Origin of the sequence: Neisseria sp. Marseille-Q2251 (assembly GCF_940793045.1) — a bacterium.
Lineage (GTDB): Bacteria > Pseudomonadota > Gammaproteobacteria > Burkholderiales > Neisseriaceae > Neisseria.
On record NZ_CALNWV010000003.1, the window covers coordinates 91,625 to 110,252 of the forward strand.

20 protein-coding genes are annotated in these 18,628 nt (G+C 50.0%); 8 read left to right on the top strand and 12 right to left on the bottom strand.

What is annotated here, in order from left to right; all coding sequences use genetic code 11:
* Positions 1 to 363 carry a fluoride efflux transporter CrcB gene (gene crcB, locus AAG834_RS02390; RefSeq protein WP_342031129.1) on the bottom strand — a complete coding sequence of 121 codons (363 nt, stop codon included), beginning with the start codon at positions 361 to 363 and terminating at the stop codon, positions 1 to 3.
* Positions 364 to 701: 338 nt separating this feature from the next.
* Between crcB and AAG834_RS02395 the strand changes: the two genes are divergently transcribed.
* From AAG834_RS02395 to AAG834_RS02410, 4 genes are all read left to right on the top strand, one after another.
* Positions 702 to 1,637 carry a dihydroorotate oxidase gene (locus AAG834_RS02395; protein WP_003756931.1) on the top strand — a complete coding sequence of 312 codons (936 nt, stop codon included), beginning with the start codon at positions 702 to 704 and terminating at the stop codon, positions 1,635 to 1,637.
* 403 nt (positions 1,638 to 2,040) lie between these two features.
* On the top strand, positions 2,041 to 3,177 hold the full coding sequence (locus AAG834_RS02400) for a 5-(carboxyamino)imidazole ribonucleotide synthase (RefSeq protein ID WP_342031166.1): 1,137 nt from the start codon (positions 2,041 to 2,043) through the stop codon (positions 3,175 to 3,177).
* A 106-nt stretch (positions 3,178 to 3,283) separates the two neighbouring features.
* Positions 3,284 to 3,766: a GNAT family N-acetyltransferase gene (locus tag AAG834_RS02405; RefSeq protein WP_003756935.1), complete on the top strand. Its 483-nt coding sequence runs from the start codon at positions 3,284 to 3,286 to the stop codon at positions 3,764 to 3,766.
* 83 nt (positions 3,767 to 3,849) lie between these two features.
* Positions 3,850 to 4,467: a Smr/MutS family protein gene (locus AAG834_RS02410; protein ID WP_342031167.1), complete on the top strand. Its 618-nt coding sequence runs from the start codon at positions 3,850 to 3,852 to the stop codon at positions 4,465 to 4,467.
* A 284-nt stretch (positions 4,468 to 4,751) separates the two neighbouring features.
* Here AAG834_RS02410 and AAG834_RS02415 read toward each other — a convergent pair whose 3' ends face one another.
* Both AAG834_RS02415 and AAG834_RS02420 read right to left on the bottom strand, forming a co-directional pair.
* Positions 4,752 to 6,119 (bottom strand): FAD-binding oxidoreductase, encoded by a 1,368-nt coding sequence (locus tag AAG834_RS02415; protein WP_342031130.1) that lies wholly within the window; start codon positions 6,117 to 6,119, stop codon positions 4,752 to 4,754.
* A 134-nt stretch (positions 6,120 to 6,253) separates the two neighbouring features.
* A complete protein-coding gene (locus tag AAG834_RS02420) occupies positions 6,254 to 6,556 on the bottom strand; it encodes a hypothetical protein (protein WP_049224223.1) in 303 nt (100 codons plus the stop codon).
* A 566-nt stretch (positions 6,557 to 7,122) separates the two neighbouring features.
* Between AAG834_RS02420 and AAG834_RS02425 the strand changes: the two genes are divergently transcribed.
* On the top strand, positions 7,123 to 7,602 hold the full coding sequence (locus AAG834_RS02425; RefSeq protein ID WP_003778575.1) for an FKBP-type peptidyl-prolyl cis-trans isomerase: 480 nt from the start codon (positions 7,123 to 7,125) through the stop codon (positions 7,600 to 7,602).
* 167 nt (positions 7,603 to 7,769) lie between these two features.
* On the opposite strand, the gene AAG834_RS02430 is transcribed toward AAG834_RS02425, so the two are convergent.
* The 4 genes from AAG834_RS02430 to AAG834_RS02445 all read right to left on the bottom strand — a co-directional run bounded on the left by AAG834_RS02430 (position 7,770) and on the right by AAG834_RS02445 (position 10,842).
* A complete protein-coding gene (locus tag AAG834_RS02430) occupies positions 7,770 to 8,672 on the bottom strand; it encodes a DUF4299 family protein (RefSeq protein WP_342031131.1) in 903 nt (300 codons plus the stop codon).
* A 248-nt stretch (positions 8,673 to 8,920) separates the two neighbouring features.
* Positions 8,921 to 9,364, bottom strand: coding sequence for an EVE domain-containing protein (locus tag AAG834_RS02435; RefSeq protein WP_342031132.1), 444 nt, complete (start codon positions 9,362 to 9,364; stop codon positions 8,921 to 8,923).
* Positions 9,365 to 9,482: 118 nt separating this feature from the next.
* Complete coding sequence (locus AAG834_RS02440; protein ID WP_342031168.1) at positions 9,483 to 9,953, bottom strand: GNAT family N-acetyltransferase; 471 nt, start codon at positions 9,951 to 9,953, stop codon at positions 9,483 to 9,485.
* Between the two features lie 49 nt (positions 9,954 to 10,002).
* A complete protein-coding gene (locus tag AAG834_RS02445) occupies positions 10,003 to 10,842 on the bottom strand; it encodes an alpha/beta hydrolase (RefSeq protein ID WP_342031133.1) in 840 nt (279 codons plus the stop codon).
* A gap of 68 nt (positions 10,843 to 10,910) precedes the next feature.
* Here AAG834_RS02445 and AAG834_RS02450 point away from each other — a divergent pair, with 68 nt between their 5' ends.
* Positions 10,911 to 11,114: a hypothetical protein gene (locus AAG834_RS02450; protein WP_342031134.1), complete on the top strand. Its 204-nt coding sequence runs from the start codon at positions 10,911 to 10,913 to the stop codon at positions 11,112 to 11,114.
* Positions 11,115 to 11,135: 21 nt separating this feature from the next.
* Here AAG834_RS02450 and ilvD read toward each other — a convergent pair whose 3' ends face one another.
* On the bottom strand, positions 11,136 to 12,995 hold the full coding sequence (ilvD, locus tag AAG834_RS02455) for a dihydroxy-acid dehydratase (RefSeq protein ID WP_342031135.1): 1,860 nt from the start codon (positions 12,993 to 12,995) through the stop codon (positions 11,136 to 11,138).
* 392 nt (positions 12,996 to 13,387) lie between these two features.
* Between ilvD and AAG834_RS02460 the strand changes: the two genes are divergently transcribed.
* Positions 13,388 to 14,239 (top strand): hypothetical protein, encoded by an 852-nt coding sequence (locus tag AAG834_RS02460; RefSeq protein WP_342031136.1) that lies wholly within the window; start codon positions 13,388 to 13,390, stop codon positions 14,237 to 14,239.
* Positions 14,240 to 14,422: 183 nt separating this feature from the next.
* The gene (locus AAG834_RS02465) at positions 14,423 to 14,779 is read left to right on the top strand and encodes a hypothetical protein (protein ID WP_070870672.1); all 357 of its coding nucleotides are present in this window, start codon (positions 14,423 to 14,425) and stop codon (positions 14,777 to 14,779) included.
* Between the two features lie 164 nt (positions 14,780 to 14,943).
* Here the strand turns inward: AAG834_RS02465 and AAG834_RS02470 are convergent, their stop codons facing one another.
* The 4 genes from AAG834_RS02470 to AAG834_RS02485 all read right to left on the bottom strand — a co-directional run bounded on the left by AAG834_RS02470 (position 14,944) and on the right by AAG834_RS02485 (position 18,590).
* Entirely contained in the window at positions 14,944 to 15,774 is an 831-nt protein-coding gene (locus tag AAG834_RS02470; protein ID WP_342031137.1) for a symmetrical bis(5'-nucleosyl)-tetraphosphatase, read from the bottom strand.
* Between the two features lie 80 nt (positions 15,775 to 15,854).
* Positions 15,855 to 16,244, bottom strand: coding sequence for a RidA family protein (locus tag AAG834_RS02475; protein WP_003766974.1), 390 nt, complete (start codon positions 16,242 to 16,244; stop codon positions 15,855 to 15,857).
* Between the two features lie 178 nt (positions 16,245 to 16,422).
* Entirely contained in the window at positions 16,423 to 17,598 is a 1,176-nt protein-coding gene (gene hemW / locus AAG834_RS02480) for a radical SAM family heme chaperone HemW (protein WP_342031138.1), read from the bottom strand.
* Between the two features lie 224 nt (positions 17,599 to 17,822).
* The gene (locus AAG834_RS02485; protein ID WP_342031139.1) at positions 17,823 to 18,590 is read right to left on the bottom strand and encodes a DUF6630 family protein; all 768 of its coding nucleotides are present in this window, start codon (positions 18,588 to 18,590) and stop codon (positions 17,823 to 17,825) included.
* Positions 18,591 to 18,628: the final 38 nt, after the last annotated feature.

Below are 18,628 nucleotides of genomic sequence, written 5' to 3' on the forward strand. Positions count from 1 at the left end.
CTATTTCCAGCTTTGCGTCAAGTAAATGCCCAACGCCGTCAGCAGGAACGAGCCGAAAACATGCAGGCAGACCGCTGAAAACGCCGTCGCCCAGCGTTGCGCCTGCATCAGGGTGACTATTTCCAATGAAAAGCTGGAAAATGTCGTCAGGCTGCCGAGAAAACCGGTAATCAGTAAAAGCTTCCATTGCGGATTATCCAGCCATTCGGCGCAGATGCCGATTAAGAGCGCGCCGATCCAGTTGGCGGCAAGCGTGCCGGCTGAAAACGGGACGGAGAGTGCGGCAAAGGCGAGAACGAGCAACCAGCGGGACAATGCGCCCAAAGCCGCGCCAAAAGCAATCGCCATGACGTTTTGAAACATATCGAAATCCGGAGACAAGAAAAATCAAAAGGGTAGGGTTGGGGATTTTAACCGTATTTTGAACAGGCAAACATAGGGTCGTCTGAAAAGCATTTTAGGTTTTCACTTTGTTGAAACCATGCTTTCAGACGACCTTTTTTCGCCTTTCCTTCATCATATATAGCAGATTAAATTTAAATCAGGACAAGGTGAGGCAACGCCGTACTGGTTTAAAGTTAATCCACTATAAAACAACATTTCCCTACATTGTCTGTCATTTGATGTTTGTTAAAAATTTTGCCGCCTATTCGTGTTACGCTTCGCAAACAAATTGATTTTCCAAGGGAAAGGAGCAGGATATGCCGTCATTGAGAACGCAAATCGCCGGTTTTTCTTTTGACAACTGTCTGATGAACGCCGCTGGTGTGGCGTGTATGACCGTGGAAGAATTGGAAGAAGTCAGACAATCCGCTGCGGGCAGCTTCGTCACCAAAACGGCGACGCTGGAAGCGCGGGCGGGCAATCCCGAGCCGCGTTACCGCGATGTACCGCTGGGCAGTATCAATTCCATGGGTTTGCCGAATCAAGGCATTGATTACTATCTGGATTATTTGCTGAGCCTTCAAGAATCGCAGCCCGAACGGACATTTTTCCTCTCGCTGGTCGGTATGTCGCCCGATGAAACGCATACGCTGTTGAAAAAAGTGCAAAACAGCGGATTTAAAGGCATTACCGAACTCAACCTTTCCTGTCCGAACGTCCCCGGCAAGCCGCAAATCGCCTACGACTTTGAAACGACCGAGCGGATTTTGGGCGAAGCCTTCGGCTACTTCGACAAGCCTTTGGGCATCAAACTGCCGCCGTATTTCGACATCGTCCATTTCGACCAAGCGGCGGAAGTGTTCAACCGCCATCCGCTGAAATTCGTCAACTGCGTCAATTCCATCGGCAACGGCATGTATATCGAAGACGAATCCGTCGTGATCCGCCCTAAAAACGGCTTCGGCGGCATAGGTGGCGAATACATCAAACCGACCGCGCTCGCCAACGTCCACGCGTTCTACCAAAGATTGAATCCGTCCATCCAAATCATCGGCACAGGCGGCGTTTATACCGGTCGCGATGCGTTTGAACATATCTTGTGCGGCGCGAGCATGGTGCAAATCGGCACGGCGCTGCATCAGCAAGGTGTCGAAGTTTTCGAACGTGTTTCGCTTGGCTTGAAAGCCATCATGGCGAAAAAAGGCTATGAGAAGCTGGAAGATTTCAAAGGCAAACTGAAATATCTGGGGTAAGTCTGCTCAGATGAAGGGGAAAAGGTCGTCTGAAAACCATCATACGGTTTCAGACGACCTTTTATTACAAAACGGCTGCCGATAGGTTTCTTTGGAAAATTCGGATATCGGGGGAGGACGTTTTGATTGTTGTCATTTTGCTCATACGGTAGGCATCGAAATAGCGTGTATAGTGGATTAACTTTAAATCAGGACAAGGCGACGAAGCCGCAGACAGTACAGATAGTACGGAACCGATTCACTTGGTGCTTCAGCACCTTAGAGAATCGTTCTCTTTGAGCTAAGGCGAGGCAACGCCGTACTGGTTTAAAGTTAATCCACTATAAAAGGCGTTTTAACATTTATCTCTATAAGCAGGTTTGTTACAATTTCGGGAAAATTTTAGTGGAACCGCAAAATGCTGATGAACTCATCCGCCATCCTCCCGCCCGCCATGCTCGGCATCCTCGGCGGCGGACAATTAGGCAGAATGTTTACCGTTGCCGCCAAAACCATGGGTTACAAAGTAACCGTACTCGACCCCGATCCGAACGCGCCGGCGGCGGAATTTGCCGACCGCCATTTGTGCGCGCCGTTTGACGCCCAAGCCGCCTTGGACGAGTTGGCAAAATGCGCGGCGGTTACTACTGAATTTGAAAATGTCAATGCCGACGCGATGCGCTTTTTGGCAAAACATACCAACGTTTCCCCCAGTGGCGACTGCGTTGCTATCGCGCAAAACCGTATTCAGGAAAAAGCTTGGATACGCAAAGCGGGGCTACAAACCGCGCCGTATCAAGCGGTTTGCCGTTCAGACGACATCAGCGGAGCAAGCGCGCAATTCCTGCCCGGCATCCTGAAAACGGCCACTTTGGGCTACGACGGCAAGGGTCAAATCCGCGTCAAAACGGTGGACGAACTCAAAGCCGCGTTTGCCGAACACGGCGGTGTGGATTGCGTTTTGGAAAAAATGGTGGATTTGCGCGGCGAAATTTCCGTTATCGTATGTCGTCTGAACAATGAAAACGTGCAAACCTTCGACCCCGCCGAAAACATCCACGAAAACGGCATCCTTGCTTACTCCATCGTTCCTGCGCGGCTGAGTGCCGACGTGCAACAACAGGCGCGGCAGATGGCGCAACGCTTGGCGGACGAATTGGATTATGTCGGCGTATTGGCGGTGGAAATGTTCGTCGTCGGCGACGCGCATGAATTGGTCGTCAACGAAATCGCCCCACGCCCGCACAATTCCGGCCACCACACCATCGATGCCTGCGCCGCAGACCAGTTCCAGCAGCAGGTACGCATTATGTGCAATCTGCCGCCCGCCGACACCAAGCTGCTTTCTTCATGCTGCATGGCGAATATTTTGGGTGACGTCTGGCAGGAAGACGGTGGCGAACCGAATTGGCTGCCGTTGCAAAGCCATCCGAATGCACACCTGCACCTGTACGGCAAAAAAGCCGCGCGGAAAGGCCGCAAAATGGGGCATTTCACCGTTTTGTCCGCCGATGCCGACACTGCATTTGAAGCAGCGGGGAAATTACATCAAAGCCTTTGAATATAAAATATAATATCGGAAACAGCGTTCAGACGACCCCCTGTCTGTTTATGAAGAAAACGTCGTCTGAACACGCATTACAATACATCTTACAACACATCTTGCCATGAGCCTTCTGACCATACTCCGTCCCGCAGTCGCGCAAGACTGCCAAGCCATACACAATGCCCATCTGCACGCCGTCCAATATACCTGCATCCGCAGTTACGACGATAAAGTATTGCATGCGTGGGAAGCCCTGCTCGATATCGACAGCTACCTCGAAACCATTTCCGATCCCGGCAAAGCCTTTTGGGTGGTGGAATACAGGGGGACCATACAGGGTTTTTTCCAAGTGGACTTCAAAGAAGCCCAATTGGATGCGTTGTATGTCCATCCCTTCGTTCATAATCACGGCTTGGGTACAGCCTTGCTGCGCCGTGCCGAAGAACTTGCCCATCAGGCGGGTTTGAGCTTTTTGAAACTGTACGCCTCGCTCAATTCCGTTCCTTTCTACCGCTTGAACCACTACGAATCTTTGGGTTCCGCCGTATTGCAGTTGAACAAAGACGTCAAGGTCAAGTGCGAACTGATGCGCAAATATTTATAAGCCGTTTTCAGACGACCTGTATACGGAGCGCAGAGGTTGTCTGAAAATGTGTTTTCCATGTTAAACCTCGAAATATCCCCATGATGAAAACAGATTTCCAATCCGCCTTGAAAGCATTAGGCAAGCAAGCCAAAAAAGAAGCCGAAGCGCGGGCGCAGGAGCAAGCCTTGGCGAAGAAGCGCGAGGAAGAGAATATCGATTTCGCCAAAGCCGTAGGTGCAGTAACGCCGCTGAAAACCGCACCGCGCTATGAAGCGCCGCGTGATAAAACGCCCATCAAACCCCGCTCGAAAGAGCAGGAAAGTTTGGCAGCCGAAGATTATTTTTATGTCGGCAGCGGCGCTTCTTGGGATGAACCGCCTGCTTCGTTCAGTAAAAACGGACAAGGTAAGAATGACTTGCAACGTCTGCGCAACGGGCATTATCCCGTAGTCGCCGATGTCGATTTGCACGGCTACACGCAGGAAGAGGCACAACAGGTTTTAAACGAATTTATCGAATTTACCCAAAAGCGGGGTGTATGCGCCGAAATCATTCACGGCAGCGGTTTGGGCTCATCAGGCTACAAACCCGTTTTAAAAAACATGACGCGCCGCTGGCTGATGCAGCACCCCGATGTATTGGCTTATGTCGAGCCGAGGGAAGGCAATGACGGCGCTGTACGCATTTTGTTGAAGCGCAGGCGCAGGGAAGAAGAATAGTTTGTGCTGGGTTGATTGGATTGAGGCATATTGTCTTGAGTGCAATCTGCGAACCATGTCAAAGGTCGTCTGAAACTGGGATTAGGTTTTCAGACGACCTTTTCGATTTTGGCAAATATAGTGGATTAAATTTAAATCAGGACAAGGCGACGAAGCCGCAGACAGTACAGATAGTACGGAACCGATTCACTTGGTGCTTCAGCACCTTAGAGAATCGTTCTCTTTGAGCTAAGGCGAGGCAACGCCGTATTGGTTTAAAGTTAATCCACTATATGAAATATTGCTTACGGCAAGAGTTTGCCCGGGTTCATGATGTTGTGCGGATCAAGCTGGGCTTTAATGGCGCGCATCAGGGCGATTTCGGACGGGGTGCGGACGCTGGGGAGCCAGTGTTTTTTGATGGTACCGATACCGTGTTCCGCCGCGATGGTACCGTGGCAGGCGAGGATGTGTTCATAGACGATGCTGTTGACGGCATCTTCGTAACGGTAGGCTTCGTTGCTCAAGACGTCGGACAGGAAAGTGTTGTAATGCAGGCTGCCGTCGCCCAAATGTCCGAAGCAGACAATTTGTATAACCGGAAAACGGGTTTCTAAGGCGGGGGCGCATTGACGGACAAAGGCGGCGACTTGGGCAATCGGGACAGCGATGTCGTGTTTGATGCTGGTGCCTAGCTTGCGCTGGGAGGCGGAAATGTTTTCACGCAGCGTCCACAGATCGAGGCGCTCTTGTTCGGACTGCGCGATGATGCTGTTTTCTTGGCCGTTTTGATAGAGAAACTCGGCAAGTTTTTCGTCGAGCGCGGCATCGGGAACGGAATCGGTCAGTTCGAGCAGGACGTGCCAGTTTGCATCGGTCGGCTGTTTGAGATGACTGAACTCGGAAGACAATGCCAAGGCGTAGCGGCTGATCAGCTCGAAACTGGTCAGTCGTTCGGCAAAATGTCCTTGTACGGCTGTTAAAAGCTGTACGGCAGATTCGATATCGTCCAAACCTACCCACGCGGTCGCTATGGTTTGCGGACGGGCGAAGAGTTTGAGCGTGGCGGCGGTGATAATGCCGAGCGTGCCTTCGCTGCCGATAAAGAGGTGGCGAAGGTCGTAACCGGTGGTATTTTTGTGCAGCGGTTGGAGATGGGAAACAAGTTCGCCATTGGGCAGGACGACTTCCAAGCCTAATACCAAGTCGCGCATACTGCCGTAGCGTAAAACGTTTAATCCGCCGGCGTTGCAGGCGATATTGCCGCCGATTTCGCACGAGCCTTCGCTGGCAAGACTGAGGGGGAACAGTCTGCCTGCTTCGGCTGCCGCTTTTTGGACGTTTTGCAGGATTACGCCCGCCTCAACGGTGATGCTGTTGTCGGCAAGGTTGATTTCGCGGATGCGGTTGATTTTGGAAAGGTTGAGCAGTACGCCGCCGGAAGCTACCGCCGCGCCGCACAAACCGGTATTGCCGCCCTGTGGGGTAACGGGGATACGGTGTTCAAAACAAAACCGCATGATTTTTTGTACATTTTCTATGGAATGCGGTTGCAAGATGATGTCCGGTTCGGAAACAAAGCGGCGGCGCTGGTCGTTTAACAAGGCCGGTGTGGCTTCGAGGATTTCGGCGGGGGAAAGGAATTCAAGAAAACGGTCGTACAGATTGGGCATAACGGGCAGCAGGATGGTTTGTGTGTGTACGGAAGATTATATAGCGGATAAGGGAAGCGAAAAACGGTAAAGGTCGTCTGAAAAACAAAAAAGCAGGATACAATCCGTATCCTGCTTTTTTAACTGTAAAAATATTATTTTGCAGCAGAAGCGGCAGAAGCAGCAGCTGAGCTGGCAGCAGAAGCAGCACCAGTTGCAGCAGAAGCAGCGGTATTAGCTGCAGAAGCGGCAGTGTTGGCAGCAGAAGCAGCGGTGTTAGCTGCAGAAGCGGCTTCAGTTGCAGAGGAAGCGGCAGAAGCGGCACCAGTTGCAGAAGAAGCGGCAGAAGCAGCAGTTTCAGAGGCACCGGAAGCAGTAGGAGCAGCAGTATCAGCGCCTTTGTTACAAGCAGCCAAAGCCAAAGATAACAGAGCAGCAGCAATCAGAGATTTTTTCATTTTGAGAACCTTCTTTAAATCGATTTAAGTAGAACAAAACAACAAAACGACATATAAGTCGTTTCATTTAGAGTAAAAATTCATTGCTGAATTTCCTGCATTATGCCCCACAGGGTGCTTCGGTGCAACGATACGGACGAATTAGTAATTTTTAATCAATCTGAAATGGACGAAAGACGGGGGTAAAACTAGTCCGCATTGGCTGTTATTCAATGTACATTTGAAATAAATTGTATAGTAAAATTTATTTATTTCATGCGTTTACATTTGAAGAATACGCTATGGGCCTTTGTTTTCAATCGGTTTAAATGAAATTCGGGCAGTTGTTGCGCATAAAAGCAAAAAGTTGTAAAAAAGTTACACAAATATAAAGATTATCAAAATTTACGCTTTTGCGCGCAATATGTTAAATATTGTGCATATAAATTTATAATTGTTAGTTTTGATAATTTTGCGATAAATCTCCGTGCATGACGGCGGTGTGTTAGAATACTTTAGATTTGTTGGCAGAGGGTTGTCAATAAAGAAAACCTGTTTTGATAAACGGTCATGATAAAGGATAAAAAATGGCTATTGAAAAAAATTCTGTGGTTTCGCTTCACTATGAAATGTACGATGCGGACAACCAACTGCTGGACAAGACTGAAGAACCCATCGTCTATCTGCATGGCGGATATGACGGCATTTTCCCTTTGGTGGAAGAAGCTTTGCACGAGAAAAACGTCGGCGATACCGTTGAAGTCGCGCTGTCACCCGATGATGCTTTCGGCGAGCAAGATCCCGGCCTGGTGCGTATCGAAGACGTCAGCGTGTTTCCGGTTGAAGTGGAAGTCGGCATGATGTTTGAAGCCGATGATCCTGAAACCGGCGATGTCTTGATTTACCGCGTAACCGACGTGGCGGACGGCAAAGCCGTAGTAGACGGCAACCATCCGCTTGCAGGCATGAAAATCTTGTTCAAAGCGACAGTTGACGGCGTACGCGATGCGACTGAAGAAGAAATCGCACACGGCCACGTTCACGGCCCGCACGGTCATCATCACTAATTAAGTTGATTTGCAATGCAAAAGGTCGTCTGAAAACAGGATTGGGTTTCTGTTTTCAGATGACCTTTTTGTATGTCGCCTAAATCCACGCCTTTAAAAGGGATAATCTGAAACTTGTTGACCGTCATTTTGATTGCCTCATTTTATAAATGGCGGCTGCCTGAGCATTATTCGATGGCAAGCTGAGCCAATTCGTCTTTCGTGAATGCTTCCAGCAGAATATACGCTGCGTCAATAAAGCGGTATTTTTCTTTGGGTAGCCGTGCGATAAAGGTTTCGTAGGGCAGCTCGGTAGGTGAATCGTCATCGTTGGTAAAAATCAATCTCCAGCTGCTGATATCGTTGTTGGAAATATCGAGATCCGTGCCGTATTCTATTTCGGGTTGGTAGGGCAGGATAGTCGGCAGTTCAGGGTTTAAGACATAAAAGCCGACGAGCTCTCCCGTGTCACTATTTTTCCCAATCATTTGATGAGCGGAATAGGCATCCAGCCATTGGGTTTCACGCATCAGGCGGCTGAAGGCTGCGAGTGGGTCGTTGTCGGCTAGAATTTTGTCGCGAATCTCTTTGTTCAGTGCCACAGGGCGGGTAACGCCGTAGAATTTATAGTTTTGTATTTCGTCTTCATCTTCAAAAGGCACCATGGATATACCGGCCTGTATGTCTGGTTTGAAATCGAAGGTTTGGATGGTGTCGGCAGTGAAGGTTTCATCGGTTTCGCAGGTAATCGGTTGTTTGAGCGCGCGGGCTAAATCGGCGAGATATTGCAGGGCGATTTGCCAGTCTTCCAAAGTGCTGGGCGTGAATTGCCGCACAGCGTATTCCTGTGTGTCTTCATCAAAGGATAATTCAAATCCCCTACCGCTTTTTTCGTTCACGCCAAGCAGCAGACATTCGAAGTCGGATAACGGCATGGCTTGAAATTGCTTTAAATCAAAATCTTCATCGTGTTCATCAAATGAAAATTGTGCCAGCGGCTGCAATGAAAGCTGGAAACATTCCTGCACTGTTAATACAGGCAAGCGGCTAAATAGCTTTTTGGGATTTTTGATGTAAAAAGAAATGCTCATCGGAATATCCTTTCCAAATTTTGGCGGTATTTAGCCGTTATTTGTAGACAGTTTGTACAATGAAATTAATGCAGGCTGTTTTAAGTTTTCAGACGACCTCGGATTTTTTGTGACTGTTAAACGGCAAAATGGTCGTATCCGTCATCGATTTTTACACAGGCGCGTTGAGGGTGTGGCTTCACGGTCGCCTGCCGTACCTTCGGTGCAAATGGTGCCGCCAGCCTGCAACAGCAGCACTTTTACCCGCCTTACAAAAATCCCTGTTGTTGCCAGACCGTGTCGGGCGGCAACTGCATATACGTCCGCACAAAATCAAAGAAATCGCGGCTGATTTCAAAATGCCCGTAACGCAGCATGGCGGCGTATTTTTTCCATTCGGGATGCGTGCGGATGATGTCTATCGGGCAGTTGCGGCGGGTTTCGGCATACTCCACATTGCGGCGGAAGGGGATGAAGGTCTCGCTCATTTGGAACGGATAGGCGGTATTGTCCGTAATTTGCCCGAATGCGGTAAAGGCTTGCAGTTTTTCCGTGCCGTCCATGCGGATTTTCGGGCTGTAATAAAGCAGCCAGTCGCCGCGCTTCATGCGGTTGAGCGGTGCGGCTTTGCCATGGCACACTTGGCAGAACCCGCCTGCCACGCCGCGTAGGACGTGTTCTTGGGATACGGTACCAATCCAATATTTTGTCATTATTGTCTTTCTATCGGTTGCGGATTTGAAGCAGCCTACACTTGGGTTTTCCGAAAGTGCAGGTTGCTTTTTGGGGTTTCAGACGGCATTCAGGCTACTTGAAAACGCCTATCCTACCCTACGCGCCGCTGCCCAACGCCAGCCGCATCACCGACACGGTTTCGCCGTTATGCAGCCGCGTTTCAATTTCGCGCCAGCCGTATTTGGCGTACACCGCCTGCACGTCGGGCGTGTAAAGATAGAGTTCGGGCAGGCCGAGCCGATGCGCTTCAATCAGGGCGTGTTCCATCAGATACCTGCCCACGCTGCATCCGCGTGCTTCGGGCAGCACGAACACGTCGCCCAGCCAGTATTCGTATTGCGGCAGCGCGGCGATGTCGTGCCGTTTCAGCGCGGCCGAACCGAGCAGTCGCCCACCGTCCACCGCCAGCCAGGCAAGCGGCAGGTCATTGCCTTCCAAGCAGCGGGCGTAATAGGCGCAGATTTTTTCCACGTTCTGCCACGGGGCGAAATCGTGCCATTCGGCGTGCAGGGCGTGGGCGAGGGTGTCGATGTGCTGCGGCTGTTCCGCTAGCGGGACGATATTTATCGGCGAGGTGGTCTCCAAGGGCTTTCAGGCTACCTGAAAACGGTGTGGGTTATGCCGTGTGGGCAGAAGTATTCTGTCTGATAAAGTCCAGCAGCATTGCACCAACATCGTCCTGCGGGCCGCCGATACTTAATGCTGTGGAAAGGTGGTTGTGGTGCGGCAGTTCGCGCAAGTCGGCCTGCGGGCAGGCATCGCGCAAAGCCTGCGCCTGCTGCCGGAACAACGGCGGGTCGTATTGCGAGACGGTGTAAAGCGCGGGCACGCGGATTCGGCCGAGTTGCGGCAGATTGCCGGTGCGTTCGGACGGAACGCCGTAATAGGAACTGATGCCCGGGTGCGTGCCTGCTGACGGCGGGTCGTAAATCCCCGAAAACATGATTACGCCTGCAACCGGCAGCGGCACGTTTTGGCGTTGCCCGAAGGCGAGTGCATCGGCAACATGAGCCGCGCCTGCGGACTGCCCGACAAGCCAAATCCGCGCATCGGGCCGTTCGCGGTGCAGCAGACCGACAACGCTGGTAATGTCGTCCCGTGCATCAGGATAGGGATGGTCGGGGGCAAGGCGGTAGTCGGGAACGACGGCCTGCATTCCACTGGCTTCCGCCCATGCGCCGATATTGGCGAAAAACGGGCTGTCGGGGTTGCCTTTGCTGCCGGCAACAAAGCCGCCGCCGTGTATATAGACGATGATGTCCGATTTGTCGGGCAGGCCGTAGCGGTCGAATTTCTGGTGTTTGTGCCCACCGTAGGCAAGGTCGCGCCGGACGTGTTCGGGCGAAGGGGCTGTGGGGGCAAACAGTTGGTAGGTTGCTGCAACAAATTCTGGGGAGAGGCTGCCGCCGTGTATCCGGTCTAAGGCGGCGATTTGGGTTTGCTGTTCGGGAGTCATGGGATTTTTTCGGGTGGGTGGGGACAGGGTTTCAGGTTGCCTGAAAAACCTTACTCGTCTTCGGTCAGGTGGCAGACGAAACCGGAGAAGCTGTCTGCAATGTATTCTTCCGTCAAATCGTCCTGATAGATATTGATGACGGGTGGTTCACCATTTGCGCCGGTGTTGCGGTAGTCCAGCGCGAAAAAGCTGTGTCCGTTGTCTTCTTGGGCGAAAAAGTGCAGGCTGCTTTTAGGTTTTCAGACGACCTACGATACCGTATGGTCGTCTGAAACCTTTATTGCCGTACTGTTTTACCGTTCAATTTGCGATACGTCGCGCACCGCGCCTTTGTCGGCGGAAGTTGCCATGGCGCCGTAGGCGCGCAGGGCGGCGGAGACGTAGCGGTCGCGGTTTTCCGGTTTCCACGCTTTGCTGCCGCGCGCTTCCATTTCGGCGCGGCGGGCGGCGAGTTCTTCGTCGGACACTTTCAGGTTGATGCTGCGGTTGGGGATGTCGATTTCAATCGTGTCGCCTTCGTGCACCAAACCGATGGCGCCGCCTTCCGCCGCTTCGGGCGAAGCGTGGCCGATGGAGAGGCCTGATGTACCGCCGGAGAAGCGTCCGTCAGTCAGCAAGGCGCAGGCTTTACCCAAGCCCTTGGATTTCAGGTAGCTGGTCGGATACAGCATTTCCTGCATACCGGGGCCACCTTTCGGGCCTTCGTAGCGGATGATGACGATGTCGCCGGCAACGATTTGGTTGCCCAAAATGCCTTCGACGGCGGCTTCTTGGCTTTCAAACACACGGGCGCGGCCGGTGAATTTGAGGATGCTCTCGTCCACGCCTGCGGTTTTTACCACGCAGCCGCGTTCGGCGATGTTGCCGAACAAGACCGCCAAACCGCCGTCTTGCGAGTAGGCGTGTTCGACGTTGCGGATACAGCCTTTTTCACGGTCGAGGTCGAGGGTTTTCCACATGCGGTTTTGCGAGAACGCTTGGGTGGTGCGTACGCCGCCGGGTGCGGCTTTGAAGCGTTCGATGGCGCGGGTGTTTTCGGGATTGGTGACGTCCCATTGTTCAATCGCGTCTTTCAGCGTCGGCGCGTGGATGGTGTACACGTCGGTGTGCAGTTTGCCTGCTTTGTCCAGTTCTTTCAGGATGGCGAAGATGCCGCCGGCGCGGTGCACGTCTTCCATGTAGTAGTCGTGGTTGTTGGGCGCGGTTTTGCAGATGCAGGGCACGACGCGGCTCAGGCGGTCGATGTCGGCCATTTTGAAATCTACGCCCGCTTCGTTGGCGACGGCGAGCAAATGCAGGATGGTATTGGTGGAGCCGCCCATGGCGATGTCCATGGTCATGGCGTTTTCAAACGCTTTTTTGGTGGCGATGCTGCGCGGCAGCACGGTTTCGTCGTCTTGCTCGTAATAGCGTTTGGTGATTTCGACAATCATGCGGCCGGCTTCGAGGAACAATTCTTTGCGGCCGGCGTGGGTGGCGAGGTAGGAGCCGTTGCCGGGCAGGGACAGGCCGAGCGCTTCGGTCAGGCAGTTCATGGAGTTGGCGGTGAACATGCCGGAGCAGGAGCCGCAGGTCGGGCAGGCGTTTTGTTCAACTTCTTCGACTTGCTGGTTGCTGACATTGTCATCCGCCGATTCAATCATGGCGTCAATCAAGTCCAAGCGGCGTTCGGGCTGGATATTTGCCACGCCGATGACCTTGCCCGCTTCCATCGGGCCGCCGGAAACGAAGATGGTCGGGATGTTCAGGCGCATGGCGGCAATCAGCATTCCGGGAGTGATTTTGTCGCAGTTGGAAATGCACACCAGCGCGTCGGCGCAGTGGGCGTTGACCATGTATTCGATGGAGTCGGCAATCAAATCACGGCTGGGTAGGGAGTACAGCATGCCGCTGTGTCCCATGGCGATGCCGTCGTCGATGGCGATGGTGTTGAATTCTTTGGCGATTGCGCCCGCTTTTTCAATTTCGCGGGCAACCAGTTGGCCCATGTTGTGCAAGTGGACATGGCCGGGCACGAATTGGGTGAACGAGTTGGCAACGGCGATGATGGGCTTGCCGAAGTCGGTTTCCATCACGCCGGTGGCGCGCCACAATGCGCGTGCGCCCGCCATGTTGCGGCCGTGGGTGGAGGTTTTGGAGCGGTATTCTGGCATGGGGTATTCCTCAGAGGGGTGGTATTTTGAAAGACGAGCCGTCTGAAATAAAGGTATCGACATGAGCAACCTTTGTTTCAGACGGCCTTTAGACCGGTATTTTATATGAAATACCGCATAATAAGAAATGCTTTAAGCGAAACGAAAGGTCGTCTGAAACAAGGTTTCGACTTTACGAAAACTGTTTTTCAGACGACCTTGATGGCAAGAAATCCTAGCATTATTTACAGTTTTTGAAAGACAATACTTCCTTTGAAGCCGTCTCTCCCGATAGAGGCGCAATTAATTGATAAAGGCAAATTCAGAAAAGCAGGCAAGATGATCGATTATGCAATTAGTGAAGGGCATATTACCAAGACAGAAGGCCGTAGATTAAATAGGAGATAAGCAACATGTTGAAAATTTTGAATAATTCCTTAAATGGGATTGCTTTGGGGCAAAGAAAGGTTGACTTAGATGATGCTACTTTAAATGAATCTAGTTGTTCATTAGAGTTTGATAGAAAGCACAAGATACAATCTGATTCACAAGTGATTACTGTATCATCTTCTGAAACTTGTGATGAATTTAGCTTAAATGGAAAAATTATTAACTTCTCCAATCTCGAAAAATTTGTAGAAGAGGAGAATCCTCTGGTAGAAATTTCGGGTGAAGAAAACTATTTTTATACTTTTCCACAATATAATTTAGCTTTATATATTGATTATAAGGGTAAATTGTTTCTACAGGTTTTAATTTACGATGAAAGTATAAAAGATTTATATGAAAATAGGGGTCTAAGATACTTAGACTTCCAAAAAAGTAAACTTAAAAGTCTAATTACATTTTATGGTAAATTGATATTTATTCCTCATGTGTCAGTAGGTAATTTTGAATTTAACAGTTCTCTATCGGATATTATAAAAGAATATGATATATTAGAAAAAATTATCCCGGATAAGAAAAATATCTTATGGATAAATAATTTTGCGCTTAGATTTGATAATCAAAAATTGACGCAAATTACGATTTTTTATGATAAAAAAGAAATTATTCCAATATATTATAATGAAATTAATATCTCATCGGAAAAAGGGCTTTCTGAATTATTAAATAAATATGATGGAATTGAAAGGGGGGAATTTAAATATCTTTTCAAAGAATTAGGTTTGGTTGTGGCAAAAGACTTCTCTGAGTTTCACTTCTTTGAACAATCATTATTAAAATTTTGGGCAAATTTGCATAGGCCTATAACCAGTTGGTAATTGCAGGTCGTAAGTACATAGCTCAATTAAACTCCGGATTCTGATGCATGGAATGTAAGGAGTTTATGCATGTATTTTTTGTTTTCAGACGACTTCAATATCTTATTTGAGATCATCTGAACTATCTGTTTTTTTACAGAAAAAGCGTTCTAAAGAAATTAGGCTTTGAATTGGAGAAAGTAAATGGAAAAGTTGTTGGTTGGAGCAATTGGGACTATTTTGCTTTTGATAGGTGCTTCAAGTATGTCACATCCACTTGAAAAAAATATTCCATATAATGATTTGACCGTTAAGTACTATTTAGGAATGAGTTTCCCTAAGTATAATCATCCTGCAAAATTGTATAATGAAATTAATTTGGATAAAGTAGATGAAATTAGAAAAAGCAAGGAAATTATATCTTATTATGTCGGATTTTATAGAGATGAAAAATTAATTAAATTTGATAAATATATTAATAACAACAAAATAATGGGTTTTACCTATGAGTATGATGGCAGAGGAAATCTGATAAAAATATATCAAAATAACGTTGAATAAAATAAACAGATTGAGGTTGCAACCAACAAAACCGTGAGGTCGTCTGAAAATTAGTTTTCAGGCGACTTTCTTTTTATGCTGCCGAAAACGTGCTTCTATATTAACTGACTTCCCCCCCCTCCCACACACCGCCTTCAATGGTTATGCTTTTTCATTTTCATGGCTTATTTCAAAGCCGTTTTCCAGTCCAAACCGCCAAGGGAAGGGACTTGGGTGATGCTGTGGTCGGCAAGGTTGATGGCGGTCAGTTCGCCGCCCCAAAGCGCACCGGTGTCGAGGGAGAGGATGTTGTCGGTGTTCATAAAGCCCAGCGAAGACCAGTGTCCGAAGACGATGGTGTGGCTGAGGTTTTGCCTGTCGGGGGCTTTGAACCAAGGGCGCAGATTCGGGGGCATTTTTTTGAGGGTGGATTTGTAGTCGTAATCGAGTTCGTTTTTCAGTGTCAGCGCGCGCATTCGGGTGAAGACGTTGAGAATCATGCGCAGGCGGTCGTAGCCGGTCAGGTCGTCGCGCCATTCGGCGGGTTTGTTGCCGTACATTTTGGAGAAAAACTTTTTGTATTTTTTGCCGCGCAGTTCGGCTTCGGTTTCGCTGGCGAGCAGTTCGGCGCGGGCGATGGTCCACTGGGGCAGGATGCCGGCGTGAACCATAACATGGCGCACGCCTTTGATCAGCAGGGGCTGGAAGCGCAGCCATTCGAGCATTTTTTTGCTGTCGGGATGTTGGAGGATGGGGGTGATGGTGTCGCTGCGCTTGATCGTGCCTTCGCCGTAGCCGACGGCAAGCAGGTGCAGGTCGTGGTTGCCGAGAACCATGCGGACGCTGCTTTCGTGTTCCATGCAGAATTGGAGGACTTCGAGGGATTTGGGGCCGCGGTTGACGATGTCGCCGACGAGCCAGAGGGTGTCTGTACCGTGGTTGAAGTTGATTTTGTCGAGCAAAAGGGTGAGTTCGTCGAAGCAGCCTTGAATATCGCCGATTGCGTAGTGTGCCATTGTTGTTATTGTCCGATAGTGTGTGGTGTTTCAGACGACCTTTGGCTTGTGGGAGGTCGTCTGAAAACGGGTTGCGTGTCTTATGCGTTCAGTACCAGCACGGCTTCGGCTTCGACCTGCACGCCTTTGGGCAGGGAGGCGACACCGACGGCGGCGCGGGCGGGGAAGGGTTCTTGGATGAACTCTGCCATGACTTCGTTGAAGACGGCGAAGTTGGCGAGGTCGGTCAGGTAGGCGTTGAGTTTGACGATGTCGCCCAGCGTGCCGCCTGCGGCTTCGGCAACGGCTTGCAGGTTTTTAAAGACTTGGCGGGCTTCGGTGCGGAAGTCGCCGTTGCCGACAACGGTCATGGTGGCAGGATCGAGGGGGATTTGACCGCTCATGTAAACGGTGTCGCCCGCGCGCACGGCTTGGCTGTATGCGCCGATGGCGGCGGGGGCTTTGTCAGTGTGGATGATGGTTTTGGACATGATTTTCTCCTGTTGTCGGGGTCGTCTGAAAGATGGAAGCTTTGATGAAAACGGTGTCGATTATCGTATAAAACCGAGTGATTGTGTAGGGTATGGATATTTTCAGACGACCTTAATGAAGCGGCAGTCTGCGGATGTTACGGTTTGGTGTATCAAGGTCGTCTGAAAAAATCCAATCTTACAAAAAGCATTGCAACAAATCGTTTAAAAACAACCGTCCCCGTTCGGTCGGGCGGAACACGGTCGGATCGGTTGCCAACAAACCTTTTTGTCTTGCCGTTTCGATTTGCGCCATGATTTTGGCGGCGGGTACGCCCGTGCGTTCCTGCAACATCGCGGCGGGTACGCCGTCGGTCAGGCGCAGGGCGTTCATCATGAACTCGAACGGCAAATCTTCTGCGGCAACGGTTTTACGTTCAACGGCTTCGCTCGGCTGACTTTGCATTAAGGCGAGGTAGTCGTTGGGATGGCGGCGGCGGACGGTGCGATCGATGCGGTCGGGGTAGGAGATTTTGCCGTGCGCGCCCGCGCCTATGCCTAAATAATCGCCGAACTGCCAGTAGTTCAAATTGTGACGGCACTGTATGGCGGGTTTCGCAAAAGCCGATGTTTCGTAGTGGATAAAGCCCGCGCCCTCCAACGCGCCGTGTACCGCGTCTTCGATGTCCAATGCTGCTTCGTCTTGCGGCAAACCTTTCGGTGGCGTGTGGCCGAACGGCGTGTTCGGCTCCATCGTCAGATGATACGCGCTGATGTGGGTTGCGCCCGTGGCGATGGCGGTTTGTACGTCGTTTAAGGCCGTCTGAACGGTCTGGTTCGGTAGGGCGTACATTAAGTCGATATTGACTTTATCAAATAATTTCAAGGCGGTATCGATAGCGGTTAAGGCTTCTTTGCCGTTGTGGACGCGCCCCAGCCGTGCAAGCATATCGTCGTTGAAACTCTGCACCCCAATAGAAAGCCGCGTGATACCCGCATCTTTAAATCCTTGAAATTTCTCAATTTCAAACGTACCCGGATTGGCTTCCAAAGTAATTTCCGCTTCCGGCTGCAAGCGCAACAGCGAACGCACGCCGCTCAACAAACGGTCAATCGATTCCGCCTGAAACAGGCTGGGCGTACCGCCGCCGAAAAATATCGTTTCCACCGGCCTGCCCCAAATATTGGGCAATTCGAGCTGCAAATCGGTCAGCAGCGCGTCGATATAGGCGGCTTCGGGCAATCCGTTTTTCAGGCTGTGGGAATTGAAGTCGCAATACGGGCATTTTTTGATGCACCACGGGATGTGGATGTAGAGCGATAGGGGCGGCAGAGCGGTGAGCTGTCCGGCTTGGGGGAATGTGATTTGGGTCATGGTGTGTTTTTGGGATTGAGGTCGTCTGAAATTTTTTCAGACGAAAGTTGCGGTATTATATAGTGGATTAAATTTAAATCAGGACAAGGCAACGAAGCCGCAGACAGTACAGATAGTACGGAACCGATTCACTTGGTGCTTCAGCACCTTAGAGAATCGTTCTCTTTGAGCTAAGGCGAGGCAACGCCGTACTGGTTTAAAGTTAATCCACTATAAGTTTCGTGTTAGATGGTTTTATTGGCCCGCTGCAAGGATACACCATATTGTTTCGATATTTTTTCAAAATCGGCTGTGTCTTGTTGCGGGATGATGATAAAGGTGTAGTAGTCGCTTCCCGTGTCTGCACTATAAAGAACCGCCCCGGCGGCTTTAAATAAGGGATATACGGCTCTTGCCAGCTCATCGGGCAGATCTTCTTCAAGCTGCTGTTCGGTCCAATTCAGGACGACATTAAAACGTTGCGCCATTTCTGCAATGCAGTCAATAAAACCTTCTCCGTCTTTCCAATCAACGGAAAACAGATGTGCGTAGTCTTCGAGATTATTGTGTAGGATGAAGCCTTCTGTTAAGAGATTTTTAAATACGGCGGTTTCGTTATTTTCTTCCTGCGTATTATTTTCCCCGTCTTCATCTTCTTCTCTTAAGTCTTGATGGATATTTTCGATAATGATGCCAACGGCTTCCGGGCGGTCGCGGTAAATGACATCCATCCAATGCCGGAAAAGTGTTTCATGATTTTTTAATGGGCGGAACAATGTGTAAATAAACAAACAGATAAAAAATAAAGGGAACATCAGCCACATCAATAAACGCAGCAAAACGACAATAGCGTGCAGAAAAGGCTTTGAGACAAACAATAAAGTTTTAGAAATAAACAGTAACAGAGTTAATAACAAAGTTACGATATACGACAATATTAAACGGATGGTTTTCATCAGCAGGATAAAGGGCAGCAAAAGCAGTTTCAAAAGTTGGTGGCGGGAATGGGCCATAAATTCGGTTTTATAGTGGATTAACTTTAAACCAGTAC